Here is a 13,295-nt window from a genome sequence, read left to right as displayed (position 1 = left end):
CGTCCTGGAATAGATTGACACTTCTGAGGAGTGTTCGATGGTTACCAGGGAAAAACGGACACAGCGCGATTACACGCTGGCTTTTAAACTTGCCGTTGTCGACGAAGTGGAAAAAGGCGAGTTGACGTACAAGCAGGCCCAACGCCGCTATGGAATCCAGGGACGATCGACGGTGCTGGTTTGGTTGCGCAAGCATGGTCGGCAGGATTGGGGTAGCCTCAAGGGACCGAACCAGCACAGGAGCGATCCCGTGAGCAAACAAGCCAAACCGCAGACGCCAGAGCAGCGCATCAAGGAACTGGAAACGCAACTCAAGGATGCGAACCAGAAGGCGCAGTTGTTTGAAGCGATGCTGGAAGTGATCCGGAAGGAGTACGGGGTCAAGCTGCCAAAAAAGCCTTCAGGCGAGTCATCGAGCAGAGACCACTAGCGGGCTTGAGTCTCGCCAAGGCGTGCAAATTCATTGGTATCAGCCGGCAGGCGTACTACCAGCAGATCCGGGCCGAAGTGGCCTTGCAGGAGCGTGACGGCAAGGTCGAGGAGTTGGTGCGGGAAGTTCGCCGACGCCAACCACGCATCGGTGGCCGAAAGCTGCATTACCTCCTGCACGGTCGCTTTTTAGCTGCTGGCATCAAACTGGGGCGCGACGCCCTGTTCGCGACCTTGAAACGCGTCCATCTGTTGGTGGCGCGGGCCAAGGCATACCACAAGACGACCGACAGCTTTCATCGGTTTTACAAGCATCCCAATCTGCTCAAGCCAGAAACAGCGATCAAGGCAGCACAGCGTTCCGAGCAGCTCTGGGTCGCCGACATCACCTACCTCCCAACACAGCAGCAATGCGTGTACTTGAGTCTCGTTACCGATGCGTTTTCACGCAAGATCGTTGGGCATCACGTCCATGCCGATCGCACCACCGGCCGCTGGCGCGGTCGCTGCTGCGATCGGCGCGCCCTGGGTCGGTCTAAAGAAATTTTTAGGGGTATTCATGTCCCCTATGCTAGGGGTGCTGGATATCCCTTGTGAAGGGTATTAATTACCCCTTTGTTCCGTTTGGTCCTGCCAACTCGCGCCGATCCTCAATGGGGATGTCGCCACTGACCACCTTCCAGAAGTTGCCGATTTCCGTCGCGATTTTGTAGCCCAGTGACCGTTGCGCAACTGGCCCTTCCTCTGGGAAGAAGTCACGGACAGATATACCGAGTATCTCCTCGTACTTCCTGATCGTTCGCTTGTTATGAATAACTACCAGCACTTTCCAGCCGACGTAGTCACCCAGCATCAGCATGCCGAGTGCTTTCTCTAACTCGTCAACTGTGCCAGAAAACCGGTTCAACGCGTCGTTGGCAATTTGGACGAGCTGATCTGCACGTTCTGGAGGATGAACGGTCTCTGCGGGTGGGGTAGGGTATTTGTCTTTTCGTGCCATCTTCGCTCCTTGAAGTTGACAGAATAGACTGGGAAGGGGTTTTCAACAACCCTGGTTTGGCGGAATCGGACTGGTTACCCATCCGCGCCGCTCGCTCTGGCCCAGTTCGTTGGGTGGATAGTGCTTGCCCAGGCACCAGGGGGCGCGGGCAAGTCCACACTGGAGCAAAGAGAGCAGGTGCCCTAATATAGCGTGCTTCGATACGCCTCTTCAGAGGCGCTCGCTCTGATAGGAAATTTATGCTCCCGCAAGAATTACAGAATCTGCTGCGCGCCGAACAGGTAGCCACCCATGTTGTCCACGGTGTGGATATCGATGAGTACATACATAAAATAGGCGAGCGCGCCGAGATATTGGCCCATTTTGAAAATGGTTGCAGCGGCTTCGTCGCTTACTACTGCAATAACCCGGAGACGAAGCAGGCCTTTATCACGATGGTGATCGTGAACCCGGATGCGCGCGGGCGCGGTATCGGGAAATCACTCATTCAATCAGTCTTGGGGGTTATGCGTGGGCGCGGCTTTTTGACGTGCTCCCTTGAGGTCTGCAAGACAAACGTGACAGCGCACAAACTTTATTCAGGCCTAGGTTTTGTCCTCGCCAACGAGAAAGCTGATTCGTACATCCTCTCGTTTGATCTGACCCAGCTGTACTATTGACCAATGCCAACCGCATGTGAATCAATGGCTTACGTGACGTGCTCGGCGATTCTTGTAGTACAGTCGATCTAGCGTAACGTATTGAATACATTATAGAAATTGACGTAGAGTAGGGGAGGTTCATAGCCTATCGGGGGTTCGAATCCCCCTCTCCGCCAGAATTCGAAAGCCCTTGATTTTCAAGGCCTTTTTTCTTTTGCGCTGCCGCGACACGCCTTGTCGCACCCCTGGCGCAAGATATCGGTCTCGCCAATTCGAAACGGAGTGCCGATGAATGTTGTCTGCTGCCTGTGCCATGGTGTGCCGGGGATGACCCATGACGTTTGACAAGCACGTCCGGCTCGTCGTCGGCGCCGAACTGGGCGCGGTACTGCAGCGCGGATTCACGCACGCGATCGACGCGGACGCGGTCCCGCCACGACTGCTGTACGTCCTCGCAAACGGCCAGGAACTGCGCGACGCGGTCGAGGATGGTAGCTGGCCGGCACCCGACAGCCGCTTTGCCGGCGAGGCAGCGCTGGATGCCTATGCCTTGCCCTTGCTGCGCAGTTTCATCGACGAGCGGCGCAGCCGTGTAGCGGATACGCCGGAATGTCGTTTCGGGAATGCGCTCGCGCGTGACTTGCACCCCGTCGGCCAGTATTTCGACCGCTATATCGTGCGTCTGTTTGATGGCGCGGATGCGGCACTGGGCCGCAGTGGGGAGTGTCGGCCATATGCGCTCGGCCTGCGCACCGCCGAGCTTGGCATCGCTCCGGCGACGTCGACGAAGAAGCGGGGGTTCGACATCGGCCGTGTCATTTACGACCTCGACAGCCAGCGTGCCATCATGGACGCGATGTTTACCGCGTTCGAAACCTACTCCGTGCAGGCGACAAGGCGCTTCGGACAAGGGAACGCCGAACAGGTACTGGACTCATGCTGGGACGCATTTCGCCAGGCCGTCGGTGCCGTGCTGCCGCGTTTCCGTTCGCCGCGCCTGGCTGCCGAGCGGGAATGGATTGCCACTGCGCGATGGCAGAGTCCGGCCCGGTTCCAGCTCGCCGGCGATCTGCTGGTGCCCGCGCTGTCACTGCAAGGCCAGTCCCCTCGCGCGCATCGGTTGCCGGTCGAGCGCACGGTCGTGCACGATGCCTTGCCCCATCCGCTCGCCGCTGACAGCCTGCGCCAGTTCTACCGGTTTCACGCCCTTCCGAGCCTGGTCGTGCGCCGTGCGGCCGAAGTGGAAGCCGCATGCGTTGCAGGGCACGGCAGATGACGATGGATTCCGGTGCATCGAGAATGTTCTGGAAGGGATTGCCGAAATGGACTTCGGTCGGCAGCGCCGCGCCGGATGGGCGCTGCGAGATTCGGCGCCGCCCTGTCCGGAAACAGGGTTCGGCTGTTGCCAAGGCAATCTGAAGATTATCAGGTGCCGGGAAAAATTTTGGCCGCAATAATTATTGCGCGCGCTTTTTCTCTTCCTTCTTTACTTTCTTGTCTGCCTTCTTTTCCTTGGCTGTCTTCGCGGGCTCTTTTTTTGCGGATTTTTTTGCGTCCTGGCTTTTACTCATTTATATTCTCCAATTGATATTTCATTCTGGCCGCCGATTCATTCGACGTCAATGAACCGAGTATCCGCGTAATGTCGGCAGCGGCTGTATGGCCACCGCGACATCGCCCTCCGGATCTTCCTCGGTTTTCCACCGAATCCAGCCGAGCACTTCTTCGATACTGGCGAGACCGCTGTACAAGGCAGTACGGGCCTCGACAAAATTAGCCAGTTGATGCGTATCCTGAAGCGCCACCGCGGCAAGGGCGGGGTCCAAAGCGCCGATACGCGCTTCCAGTTCTTCGAGATCGTCGGACAGTGCCGAGTGCAGGGCATGCAAAGCCGCTACTGCATCATCTGTATCGTAGGGCTCTCTATCATTCATAGCACTTCTGTTTTCAGCCTCATGGTTGTCGTGTCACGCGTCCACAAGATACAGCAATTGCGGAAATGCTGCCCGCCGATTTCAAAATTGCACTCGAGATACCGGGTTGGATGGCGGAACGATAACATTGGGTTTTTACTGCAAGGCCGATTCATGTGAAAAAACCTTTTTTGCACAATGACGCGAAATGATTAGGTGAAATGCCGAAGCTCCTGTATATTGGATCTCGCACTACATCAAGTCGTCGTTATTGTTGGTCTTTCTCTCCCGTCTCGCCTTTTGGCGGTCCTGTTTGATTTCCTCCGCTACACCCTCTTGGTCGAATGTGCGTTTCGGGCGTGTTGCCCATGCATCTTTAAAGGACTAAAAATGACTACTCAAACCGGCACCGTAAAATGGTTCAACGACTCCAAAGGCTTCGGCTTCATCACGCCTGACGCAGGCGGCGGCGACCTGTTCGCCCATTTCCAGGACATCCAATCGGAAGGTTTCAAGAGCCTTGCCGAAAACCAGCGCGTCTCGTTCGTGCGCTCGACCGGCCCGAAGGGCGAAAAAGCGGGCAATATCCGCGCCATCTGATCGGCCAGCCTCGGCGCCGCGCCTCATGCAGCTAGCAGGCGCCGTATCGGCAAGAAAAAACGGATTTGCGTTCATCGTGAATCCGTTTTTTTTATGGGCGCGCCTCGAGCAGTTCACATCCCAGTTTGGTAGCGGCGACTAAACAAGTCCGCTAAACAAGTCCATCGATAGACTTGACCCAAAGCCACTGCTAGCATGCCACATCGACAACCCTCGAGGTGCCGCAGCATGGAATTGAGCGCAAGTCCCCAGGAACAGCACGGCAGCAACGCCACCCGCGACGTGGTCGTCGGCATGCTCTTCGTCGGCCTCCTGTTCTTCATCCTCGGCTTCGTCACCTGGCTGAACGGTTCGCTGATTCCCTTCCTGAAGGTGGTCTGCAAGCTGACCAACTTCCAGGCCCTGCTGGTCACCTTCGCCTTCTACATCGCCTACACCGTGATGGCGCTGCCGTCTGCCGCGGTCCTCAAGCGCACCGGCTACAAGAAGGGGATGACCCTCGGCCTGGGCATCATGGGCATCGGCGCCTTGCTCTTCATTCCCGCCGCGCAGAGCCGGCACTACGAGCTGTTCCTGGCCGGGCTGTTCACGCTGGCCACCGGCATGACCCTGATGCAGACCGCCATCAATCCCTACATCGTCTGTCTCGGGCCGCGCGAGAGCGCCGCCATGCGGATCAGCATCATGGGCCTTTTCAACAAGGGTGCCGGCATCGTCGTGCCGCTCATCTTCACCAGCCTGATGCTGAAGAATATCGATACCGCGTCCGAGGCCGTGCTGGCGCAGCGGCTGGTCTTCCCCTATGCCTGCATGGCGGCGGCGCTGTTCGTGATCATGGCTTTCATCCATTTTTCGAAGCTGCGCGAGATCCCGCCGGAGGCCGACGGTGCCGATGCCCGTGTCGACGCCACCTCGGTCCTGCAGTTCCCGCAGCTGGTGCTGGGCGCGGTGGCGCTGTTCGGGTATGTGGGCATGGAGGTGATCGCCGGCGACACCATCGGCCTGTATGGCCACGAGCTGAAGGTCGCCAATTTCGGTGTGCTGACGTCCTACACCATGGTGTGCATGGTGATCGGTTACCTGGTCGGCGTGGTGGCGATCCCGCGCTTCATGTCGCAGCAGCGGGCGCTGGTGCTGTCGGGCCTCGTCGGCGTCCTGCTGACGATCGGCGTGACCACCGGTTCGACCACGGACACCGCGCTGTCGCAGGCGCTGCTCGGCTGGAGCGGTGCGCCGCTGGTGCCGGACAGCGTGATGTTCCTGGCGCTGCTCGGCCTGGCCAATGCGATGGTGTGGCCTGCGATCTGGCCGCTGGCCTTGCAGGGACTCGGGCGGCATACCGCCAGCGGCTCGGCGGTGCTGGTGATGGCGATCGCCGGCGGGGCGCTGCTGCCGCTGCTCTACGGCCATCTGGCGGACATCATCACCCCGCGCAGCGCCTACTGGCTGCTGCTGCCTTGCTATGCGCTGATCCTCTGGTATGCCGCGAGCGGCCACAAGATCCGCCGCTGGCGCTGAACTGGAGAGAGGCTTGATGATTCGAGGAGCGGCCGGCGCGACGCTGGCATTGATGACGGCGCTGCTCGCGCCGATGACGCCGGCCATCGCGCAAGCGCCGGCCAGGCAGGAAGCGGCGGCCGCCCTGGGCGGCGTCGCCAGCGCCACAAGGCTGCAGCTGCGCTGGGAACTGCAGCGCAACCTGTTCAGCCCGGAGGTCCCGCGCGGACGCTCGCAGGCGCGCCTGATCCTCACCAACCACGACAATCGGCCCTTGCCGCCGCAGGGCTGGTCGCTGTACTTCAACTGCCTGGACCGCATGATGCCAGGGCCCTTGCCGGGCAATCTGGTGCTCGAACAGGTCGCGGGCAGCCTGTTCCGCATCCTGCCGGGGCCGGGCTTCCAGGGCGTGGCCCCTGGCCAGACGCTGGACATCGTCTATACCTACCCGGGCCTGGTGATCAAGCTGGCCAAGGCGCCGGCCGGTCCCTACCTGGTCTACGACGCCGCTCCCGAGCTGGGCGTCGCCATCGCCGACTACGCGCTGCTGCCGGTGACGCGGCCGGAACAGCTGGACCGCGGAACCAGCGGCGCCAAGCCGGTGGTGACGCCGGCCGACACCTATCGCCGCAACGCGCGGGCCGACCTGCTGCCGCCCGCCGAGGTGCCGCCGGTGCTGCCGACGCCCCTGCAGATGCAGGCGGGCGAGGGCAGGCTGCTGCTCGACGCGCAGCCGAAGGTGGAAGCGCCGGCCGCATTGAAGAACGAAGCGGCGCTGGCACGTTCGCTGTTCCCGCAGACCCTGCCCGCGGGCGGTGTAAAGCTCCAGCTCGGCATCGGCAAGGTCGCGGGCCAGGATTCGCCGGAAGCCTATCGCCTGACGATCGACGCCAGGAACGGTATCGAGATCGTCGGCAACAGCGCCGCCGGCGTCGCCTACGGCCTGCAGACCCTGCGCGACCTGCTGCCGCTGCCCGGTGCAAAGGAACCGGCGCTGGACGAAGTGAGCATCGTCGACGCCCCGCGCTTCGGCTATCGCGGCTTCCAGCTGGACGTCGCCCGCAACTTCCACGGCAAGCAGACGGTGTTCAAGTGGCTCGACCTGATGGCGCGCTACAAGCTGAACAAGTTCCACTTCCACCTGACCGACGACGAAGGCTGGCGGCTGGAGATTGCCGGCCTGCCGGAACTGACGGCGATCGGTGCGGTACGCGGCCACAGTGCCAGGCCCGGCGTGCGCCTGCAGCCGGCCTATGGTTCCGGTCCCGATCCGAAGGACCCGAGCGGCAGCGGCTACTTCAGCCGCGCCGACTACATCGAGATCCTGCGCCATGCGAAGGCCCGCCACATCGAGGTGATCCCGGAAATCGAGATGCCCGGCCATGCACGCGCCGCCGTGCAGGCGATGGAGGCGCGCTACCACCGCCTGAAGGCGGCCGGCGGCAAGGAGGCCGCAAAGTACCTGCTGAACGATTTCGGCGACCGCTCGAAGTACAGTTCGGCGCAGTACTTCACCGACAACGTCATCGATCCCGGCCTCGATTCGACCTTCGCCTTCATCGACCACGTGGTCGCGCAGATCGTGGCGCTGCATCGTGAGGCCGGTGTCCCGCTGCGCACCATCCACATGGGCGGCGACGAACTGGCGAACGGCGCATGGGAGCGCTCGCCCGCCAGCCTCGCGCGCATGTGCAAGGAAAAGCTGGAATCGACGGCCGACCTGTGGGACTACTTCTACGACCGCGTCGACGGCATCATGCGCCGGCACGGCTTGCGCACTTCCGGCTGGGAAGAGCTGGCGGCGCGCAAGACGGCGCTCGCCGGCCGCAGCAAGCTGATCCCGAATCCGCGCTTCACGACGCGCGGCTTCACCGCCTGGGTATGGAATAACTCGCGCGGCGCCGAGGACTTCGCCAACCGCCTCGCCAACGGCGGCTACGACATCGTTCTGGCGCCGGTCGGTGCCATGTACCTGGACATGGCGGCCAACCCGAATCCGGAAGAGCCGGGCGTCAACTGGAACGACTACGTCGAGCTGGATACCGTCTACGACTTCGTCCCCTTCGACATGCTGAGGAATGCCCCCGAGTCGGCGCGCATCGGCAAGGACGGCCTGACCGACTACGGCAAGCGCCACGTGCGCGGACTGGAAGCGACCTTGTTCACCGAGACCGTGCGCGAAGCGGGCCGCATCGATTATCTGGTCATGCCGCGCCTGCTGGCGGTGGCGGAACGGGCCTGGGCGCCCGATCCCGCCTGGGCTACCGAGCAGGATGCGGCGAAGGCGGCCGCGCTGCACCGCCGCGCCTGGTCCGGCTTCGTGAACGCGCTGGGCCAGCGCGTGCTGCCGCGCCTCGACCTCGAGCAGGCCGGCGTGGCCTACCGTATCGCGCCGCCAGGCCTGATGGTGGAGGGCGAGCAGGTGCTGGTGAATCATGCGCTGCCCGGGATCACGCTGCGTTATACGGCCGACGGCAGCGATCCCACGCCCGCCAGCAAGCCCGTCACGGGGCCGATCACGGCGCGCGGCACGATCAAGGTGGCGGCCTTCGACCGCAAGGGCAGGCGGGGGCTGGTAGCGAGCGTCGAGCGCCCCTAGCGCCGGCGCTCAGCGCGGCCGCATGCGCCGCTGCCCCTGGCGCCGCCGCTCGTCGCGCGGCGGCGGCTGCATCGCATAGGAGGGCATGGCGCCGTTGCCGTCGATGCCGAACTCGATCACGCGGCGCAGCGAGCGCAGCGTGACCGGCTTGGCCAGCACGGCGACGCGGCCCGCATGGTAGTGGGGTACGTGGCTTTCGTCGTCGAGCAGCAGGACCACGGGCGCGCGCGGCGCCAGCCGGGTGATCTCGCCGATGAAGGAACGGCGGTCGTCCGCGTTGAAGGTGGTATAGGTCAGGATCAGGTCGAAGCGCACCGTCTGTGCCGTGTTCAGGGCCGCCCGCGGGCTGTCCGTGGTCGCGACGATATAGCCGAGCGATTTCAGCAGCGCGGCAATTTCGCCGCAGGCCAGCGGGTCATGTTCTACGAGCAGTGCGCATCTCATCGTCGATCCTCCTGATAGGTGGATGACGACGCCTCACGCTAGTTCAAGCTGGAAGTTGTAACAATTTTTCTCATCCATTCCTGCGTACGGTAGCGCGGCGGCGGCGGCGCGCCAGCCAGGCGGCCAGGCCGCCGATCGCCAGGCTGGCCAGTCCGGCCGGTTCCGGCAAGGCCTGGGCCTGCGGCTGCACGACTACCTGGGCGGCATTGCGCAGCACGCCGCGCTCGCCGGCGCAGGAAGGGTAGGCGGCGCCGCAGCCGTCCGGCTGGTCGCTGTGCGCCCACAGCATGGTGAATACGCCGTCGTCGCCCTGCATGGTGAAATCCGAGGAGCCGTCGTTGGCCATGATGGTGCCTGTCATCCGTCCGTCCGCCAGGAATTGCAGCGTCATCGACAAGCGCTGCAGGCCGGGCAGGGTTTCGTCGCCGTAGCGGTAGTCGATGCGGTTCCATTGCTGCCGGCCGTCGTCGCCGGCATACCAGTAGTGCAGCGCCAGCAGGCTGTCCTGCTGTTCCTCGCAGATCCCGAACATGCACTGGTTCTCGACGTTCAGGGAGAGTGTGCCCTGGGCGACGGCAGCGTCGGTGAATTCGAGCGCAAGATGCAGGCCGGGCGGCGTCGCATCCGTGTGGCTCACCTGCTGCCAGGTATAGAGGACATTCGCCGAAGCGGCCTGGGTGACGAGGGCGGTGGCGGCGAGGCAGAGAATCTTGCGGAACATATGTGTCTCCAGAAATGATTCCATTTAACAAGCAAGGAATGCGCCTGCTCATCCAGGCCCTTGATTTGCAAAAGAATTTAACAATTCAGGGTGCTTACCCGTCACGAATATGTAAAACGGGTCGACAGTGCCCTACCGTACATATGGCCATGCAGCATTTCGCGCCGTATTTCTGGCACTTCGTCGCATCGGCCTGTCGGCTGTACGTACTGGACGGCATGATGCGGGCTCGATCAACAGCTCATCGCTAACAACAAAAACCATGTCACGCCAGAACACCCAGCACCTCGTCCGCCTGCTCCTCGCATCGCCCGCCATCTTCGGCATGTTCAGCGCCTACGCCGCCGGCCAGGCCAGCACCGCCAAACCCGCTGACAAGCCGGCCCCGGTGCAGCAGGTCGAGGTCAAGGGCCAGGCTGCCGCCTACGACGCCCGCCGCGACGATACCGCCACCAAGATCGTCGTCAACCAGGAAGAAATCCTGCGCCACGGCGACACCACCCTCGGCGAAGTGCTGAAGCGCTTGCCCGGCATTACCGTGGGCGGCGTACAGGGCCGCGGCGGCGACGTCCGCATGCGCGGCCTGGGCAGCGGCTACACCCAGATCCTGCTGAACGGCGAGCCGGCGCCGCCGGGCTTCTCGCTGGACCAGGTGTCGCCGGAGATGGTCGAGCGCATCGAGATCATGCGCGCCGCCACCGCCGAGTACAGCACCCAGGCGATCGCCGGCGGCATCAACATCGTCCTCAAGCGCCAGGTCCAGACCGCGCAGCGCGAACTGAAGACCGGCGTGCAGGCGGAGAACGGCGCCTACGGCGCGGTCTCGACCTTCCAGCTGTCGGACAAGAGCGGCAAGATGTCGTATGCGATGAGCGGCAACGTGCTGTACGGCCGCCAGGACCGTCCTTCGCACATCGTCACCGAAGGCCATGACGCGGCCGGGCGCGAAGTCCTGCACCGCGTCGCCTGGGATGGCAACCGCGGCCGCCTGCTGGCGATCGGCCTGTCGCCGCGGATCAACTGGAATCTCGGCGCCGGCGAAGTGATCACCTCGCAGAACTTCATCAACCTCGCCCGTTCGCGCGGCGACGCGCCCGAAACCGTGGTGACCTCGCTGGGCGCGCCGCCGCGCTACGTGGCCACCGCCACCGATGCCCAGAACAAGATGGAAATGCTGCGCAGCGACCTGTCGTGGACCAAGCGCCTGCCCGAGGGCGCCAAGATCGACGCCAAGTTCGGCGTCAACTACGCGCACCGCGACAGCGGCGTGGGACAGCTGCAGTACTACCCGAACGATGTGCTGGCGCTCGACCGCGACATCGACAGCGATTTCAGCGACAAGGGCTGGAGCAGCACCGGCAAGTATTCGCGTCCGGTGGGCCAGGGCCATGCGATCGCGGTCGGCTGGGACGGCGCCTACAGCCTGCGCAACGAGACCCGCCTGCAGCATGAAACGACGACGGTCGGCGCGCCGATCGTCAACCGCGACGAGAGCTTCGACGCCACCGTGCGCCGCCTGGCCCTGTTCGCCCAGGACGAGTGGAGCGTGACCCAGCAATGGTCGGTGTACTTCGGCCTGCGCTGGGAAGGCATCCAGATCAAGAGCGAAGGCAACAGCTACGCCGCGATCGACAACCGTTCGAGCGTCTTCAGCCCGCTGTTCCAGACCCTGTACAAGATCCCGGGCTCGAAGAACGACCAGATCCGCGCCGGCATCACGCGCACCTACAAGGCGCCCAACGTGGCGCAGCTGGTGCCGCGCCGCGGCATCGCCTCGAACAACAGCCCGACCACGCCGGACACGATGGGCAACCCGGAGCTGAAGCCGGAACTGGCCTGGGGCCTGGACCTGGCCTACGAACACTACCTGCCGGGCGGCGGACTGCTGTCGGCCAGCACCTATGTGCGCCACATCGACGACATCACCCACTCGCGCGTGTTCTTCATCGACGGCCTGTGGGTGTCGATGCCGGTCAACGACGGCGCCGCCAATACCCGCGGCATCGAACTCGAAGCCAAGCTGCCGCTGCGCCAGATGTTCCCGGGCTGGCCGGCGCTGGACCTGCGCGCCAACGTCACGCGCAGCTGGTCCAGCCTGTCGATGGTGCCGGGCCCGAACAACCGCCTGGACCAGCAGACGCCGCTCTCCGGCACGTTCGGCTTCGACTATAAATTCGACGGCCTGCCGGCCACCTTCGGCGGCAGCCTGAGCTTCCAGAACGGCGGCCCGGTGCGCATCTCGCAGAACCAGTATGCCTATGCCGGCGTGAAGCGCTCGCTGGACCTGTACGGCGTGTGGAAGTTCACGCCCAAGACCCAGGTGCGGATGTCGCTGGCGAATACCCTGCGCCAGGATAACGTCAGCGCGTCGACCTATGTAAGCGCGGACGGCAGCCGCCTGACCGACACCACGATCACGCCGACGGTGCTGCAGGTGCGGGCGATGCTCGAGACGAAGTTCTGAACTGGCGGCGGTAGGCCGCCGGGGATGTCTGCAGCGCGCTCCGGAAATGCTGGCGCAGCGAGAGGGCGGAACCGAAGCCCGCGCGCTGCGCCACTATCTCGATCGTGGCATCGCTGCCCTCCAGCAGGCTGCGCGCGTGGGCCAGGCGCTGCTCCAGCAGCCACTGTTTGAAGGACATGCCGGTGGCCTGGCGGAAGTGGCGCGTGAAGTTACGCCGGCTCATCGCGGCACGCGCGGCCAGGGCGTCGAGGTCGTGCTGGGCGTCCAGGTGGCGGCTGACCCAGTCGAGCACCCGCGACAGCCTGCCGTCGCTGGGCGACACGGGCAAGGGCCGTTCGATGAACTGGGCCTGGCCGCCCTGGCGATGCGGCGCCACCACCAGCCGGCGCGCCACCGCATTCGCCGCCTCGGCCCCGCACAGGCGGCGCAGCAGGTGCAGGCAGCAGTCGATCCCGGCCGCGACGCCGGCCGAGGTCAGGACCTCGTCCTCGTCGACGTAGAGCACCTCCGGATCCACCTTCACTTTCGGATAAAGGCGGGCCAGCGCGTCCGCGGCGGCCCAGTGCGTGGCCGCGGTGCGCCCGTCCAGCAGGCCGGCCTCGGCCACCGGGAAGGCGCCCAGGCAGAGCGCCACCACGCAGGCGCCGCGCGCATGCGCCCGGCGCAGCGCGTCCAGCAGGGCCGGCGGGGCGGGGCGGCAGTCGTCGTGCCAGGCCGGCATCACGACGATGTCGGCGGCGTCCAGGCCATCGAGCCCGTGGCTGGGACGGATGCCGAAGCCGGCGCTGGTGCCGAGGGTGTCGCCGTCCAGTCCGCAGACACGCAGCGAGAACGCCGCCTGCGCCCCCAGGCTGCTGCCGAACACAAGGCAGGGAACCGACAGGTGGAAGGGCGTCATGCCGTCGAAGGCGATGACGGCAACCTGGATGGGCTTGGAAGTTGTCATGGCCCGATTCTATCGGATATCGGCTTGCGGGCCACTGTCAG

Annotated in this window: 11 protein-coding genes and 1 pseudogene; 7 read left to right on the top strand and 5 right to left on the bottom strand. The window is 63.8% G+C overall.

Features of this window, described 5'->3' with window-relative positions; all coding sequences use genetic code 11:
* Positions 1 to 37 precede the first annotated feature (37 nt).
* A pseudogene (locus tag AC1DOQ_RS17550) lies at positions 38 to 903 on the top strand (transposase family protein); the annotation flags it as partial.
* Positions 904 to 1,036: 133 nt separating this feature from the next.
* Here AC1DOQ_RS17550 and AC1DOQ_RS17545 read toward each other — a convergent pair.
* On the bottom strand, positions 1,037 to 1,429 hold the full coding sequence (locus tag AC1DOQ_RS17545; RefSeq protein ID WP_477366930.1) for a hypothetical protein: 393 nt from the start codon (positions 1,427 to 1,429) through the stop codon (positions 1,037 to 1,039).
* Between the two features lie 239 nt (positions 1,430 to 1,668).
* On the opposite strand from AC1DOQ_RS17545, the gene AC1DOQ_RS17540 reads away from it, so the two are divergent.
* Positions 1,669 to 2,088: a GNAT family N-acetyltransferase gene (locus AC1DOQ_RS17540; RefSeq protein ID WP_477366927.1), complete on the top strand. Its 420-nt coding sequence runs from the start codon at positions 1,669 to 1,671 to the stop codon at positions 2,086 to 2,088.
* Positions 2,089 to 2,404: 316 nt separating this feature from the next.
* Positions 2,405 to 3,346, top strand: coding sequence for a hypothetical protein (locus AC1DOQ_RS17535; RefSeq protein WP_477366924.1), 942 nt, complete (start codon positions 2,405 to 2,407; stop codon positions 3,344 to 3,346).
* Between the two features lie 343 nt (positions 3,347 to 3,689).
* On the opposite strand, the gene AC1DOQ_RS17530 is transcribed toward AC1DOQ_RS17535, so the two are convergent.
* Positions 3,690 to 4,004 carry a hypothetical protein gene (locus AC1DOQ_RS17530; protein ID WP_477366921.1) on the bottom strand — a complete coding sequence of 105 codons (315 nt, stop codon included), beginning with the start codon at positions 4,002 to 4,004 and terminating at the stop codon, positions 3,690 to 3,692.
* Positions 4,005 to 4,373: 369 nt separating this feature from the next.
* Here AC1DOQ_RS17530 and AC1DOQ_RS17525 point away from each other — a divergent pair, with 369 nt between their 5' ends.
* The 3 genes from AC1DOQ_RS17525 (at position 4,374) to AC1DOQ_RS17515 (ending at position 8,679) form a co-directional block, all read left to right on the top strand.
* Positions 4,374 to 4,583 (top strand): cold-shock protein, encoded by a 210-nt coding sequence (locus AC1DOQ_RS17525; protein WP_056136492.1) that lies wholly within the window; start codon positions 4,374 to 4,376, stop codon positions 4,581 to 4,583.
* Between the two features lie 228 nt (positions 4,584 to 4,811).
* The gene (locus tag AC1DOQ_RS17520; protein WP_477366918.1) at positions 4,812 to 6,101 is read left to right on the top strand and encodes a sugar MFS transporter; all 1,290 of its coding nucleotides are present in this window, start codon (positions 4,812 to 4,814) and stop codon (positions 6,099 to 6,101) included.
* A gap of 16 nt (positions 6,102 to 6,117) precedes the next feature.
* Positions 6,118 to 8,679, top strand: a complete 2,562-nt coding sequence (locus AC1DOQ_RS17515) for a family 20 glycosylhydrolase (protein ID WP_477367037.1) — start codon at positions 6,118 to 6,120, stop codon at positions 8,677 to 8,679.
* Positions 8,680 to 8,688: 9 nt separating this feature from the next.
* Here AC1DOQ_RS17515 and AC1DOQ_RS17510 read toward each other — a convergent pair whose 3' ends face one another.
* Both AC1DOQ_RS17510 and AC1DOQ_RS17505 read right to left on the bottom strand, forming a co-directional pair.
* Positions 8,689 to 9,123, bottom strand: coding sequence for a response regulator (locus tag AC1DOQ_RS17510; protein WP_477366915.1), 435 nt, complete (start codon positions 9,121 to 9,123; stop codon positions 8,689 to 8,691).
* A gap of 70 nt (positions 9,124 to 9,193) precedes the next feature.
* On the bottom strand, positions 9,194 to 9,844 hold the full coding sequence (locus tag AC1DOQ_RS17505; protein ID WP_477366912.1) for a PEP-CTERM sorting domain-containing protein: 651 nt from the start codon (positions 9,842 to 9,844) through the stop codon (positions 9,194 to 9,196).
* A 262-nt stretch (positions 9,845 to 10,106) separates the two neighbouring features.
* Between AC1DOQ_RS17505 and AC1DOQ_RS17500 the strand changes: the two genes are divergently transcribed.
* Complete coding sequence (locus AC1DOQ_RS17500; protein ID WP_477366909.1) at positions 10,107 to 12,308, top strand: TonB-dependent receptor plug domain-containing protein; 2,202 nt, start codon at positions 10,107 to 10,109, stop codon at positions 12,306 to 12,308.
* Here AC1DOQ_RS17500 and AC1DOQ_RS17495 read toward each other — a convergent pair.
* Positions 12,259 to 13,236 (bottom strand): GlxA family transcriptional regulator, encoded by a 978-nt coding sequence (locus AC1DOQ_RS17495; RefSeq protein ID WP_477367034.1) that lies wholly within the window; start codon positions 13,234 to 13,236, stop codon positions 12,259 to 12,261. The genes AC1DOQ_RS17500 and AC1DOQ_RS17495 overlap by 50 nt on opposite strands.
* Between the last annotated feature and the right edge of the window lie 59 nt (positions 13,237 to 13,295).

Source organism: Massilia sp. 01N417, assembly GCF_056399645.1.
Note: the sequence above shows the minus strand (reverse complement) of the source record. Positions and strands in the feature narration are given on the sequence as shown.

What these genes read in the sequence shown, in the direction of transcription:
- AC1DOQ_RS17530 (WP_477366921.1), bottom strand. Translation starts at nt 4,004, where the DNA reads ATGAATGATAGAGAGCCCTACGATACAGATGATGCAGTAGCGGCTTTG.
- AC1DOQ_RS17525 (WP_056136492.1), top strand. Translation starts at nt 4,374, where the DNA reads ATGACTACTCAAACCGGCACCGTAAAATGGTTCAACGACTCCAAAGGC.
- AC1DOQ_RS17545 (WP_477366930.1), bottom strand. Translation starts at nt 1,429, where the DNA reads ATGGCACGAAAAGACAAATACCCTACCCCACCCGCAGAGACCGTTCAT.
- AC1DOQ_RS17540 (WP_477366927.1), top strand. Translation starts at nt 1,669, where the DNA reads ATGCTCCCGCAAGAATTACAGAATCTGCTGCGCGCCGAACAGGTAGCC.
- AC1DOQ_RS17510 (WP_477366915.1), bottom strand. Translation starts at nt 9,123, where the DNA reads ATGAGATGCGCACTGCTCGTAGAACATGACCCGCTGGCCTGCGGCGAA.
- AC1DOQ_RS17520 (WP_477366918.1), top strand. Translation starts at nt 4,812, where the DNA reads ATGGAATTGAGCGCAAGTCCCCAGGAACAGCACGGCAGCAACGCCACC.
- AC1DOQ_RS17515 (WP_477367037.1), top strand. Translation starts at nt 6,118, where the DNA reads ATGATTCGAGGAGCGGCCGGCGCGACGCTGGCATTGATGACGGCGCTG.
- AC1DOQ_RS17535 (WP_477366924.1), top strand. Translation starts at nt 2,405, where the DNA reads ATGACGTTTGACAAGCACGTCCGGCTCGTCGTCGGCGCCGAACTGGGC.
- AC1DOQ_RS17505 (WP_477366912.1), bottom strand. Translation starts at nt 9,844, where the DNA reads ATGTTCCGCAAGATTCTCTGCCTCGCCGCCACCGCCCTCGTCACCCAG.
- AC1DOQ_RS17500 (WP_477366909.1), top strand. Translation starts at nt 10,107, where the DNA reads ATGTCACGCCAGAACACCCAGCACCTCGTCCGCCTGCTCCTCGCATCG.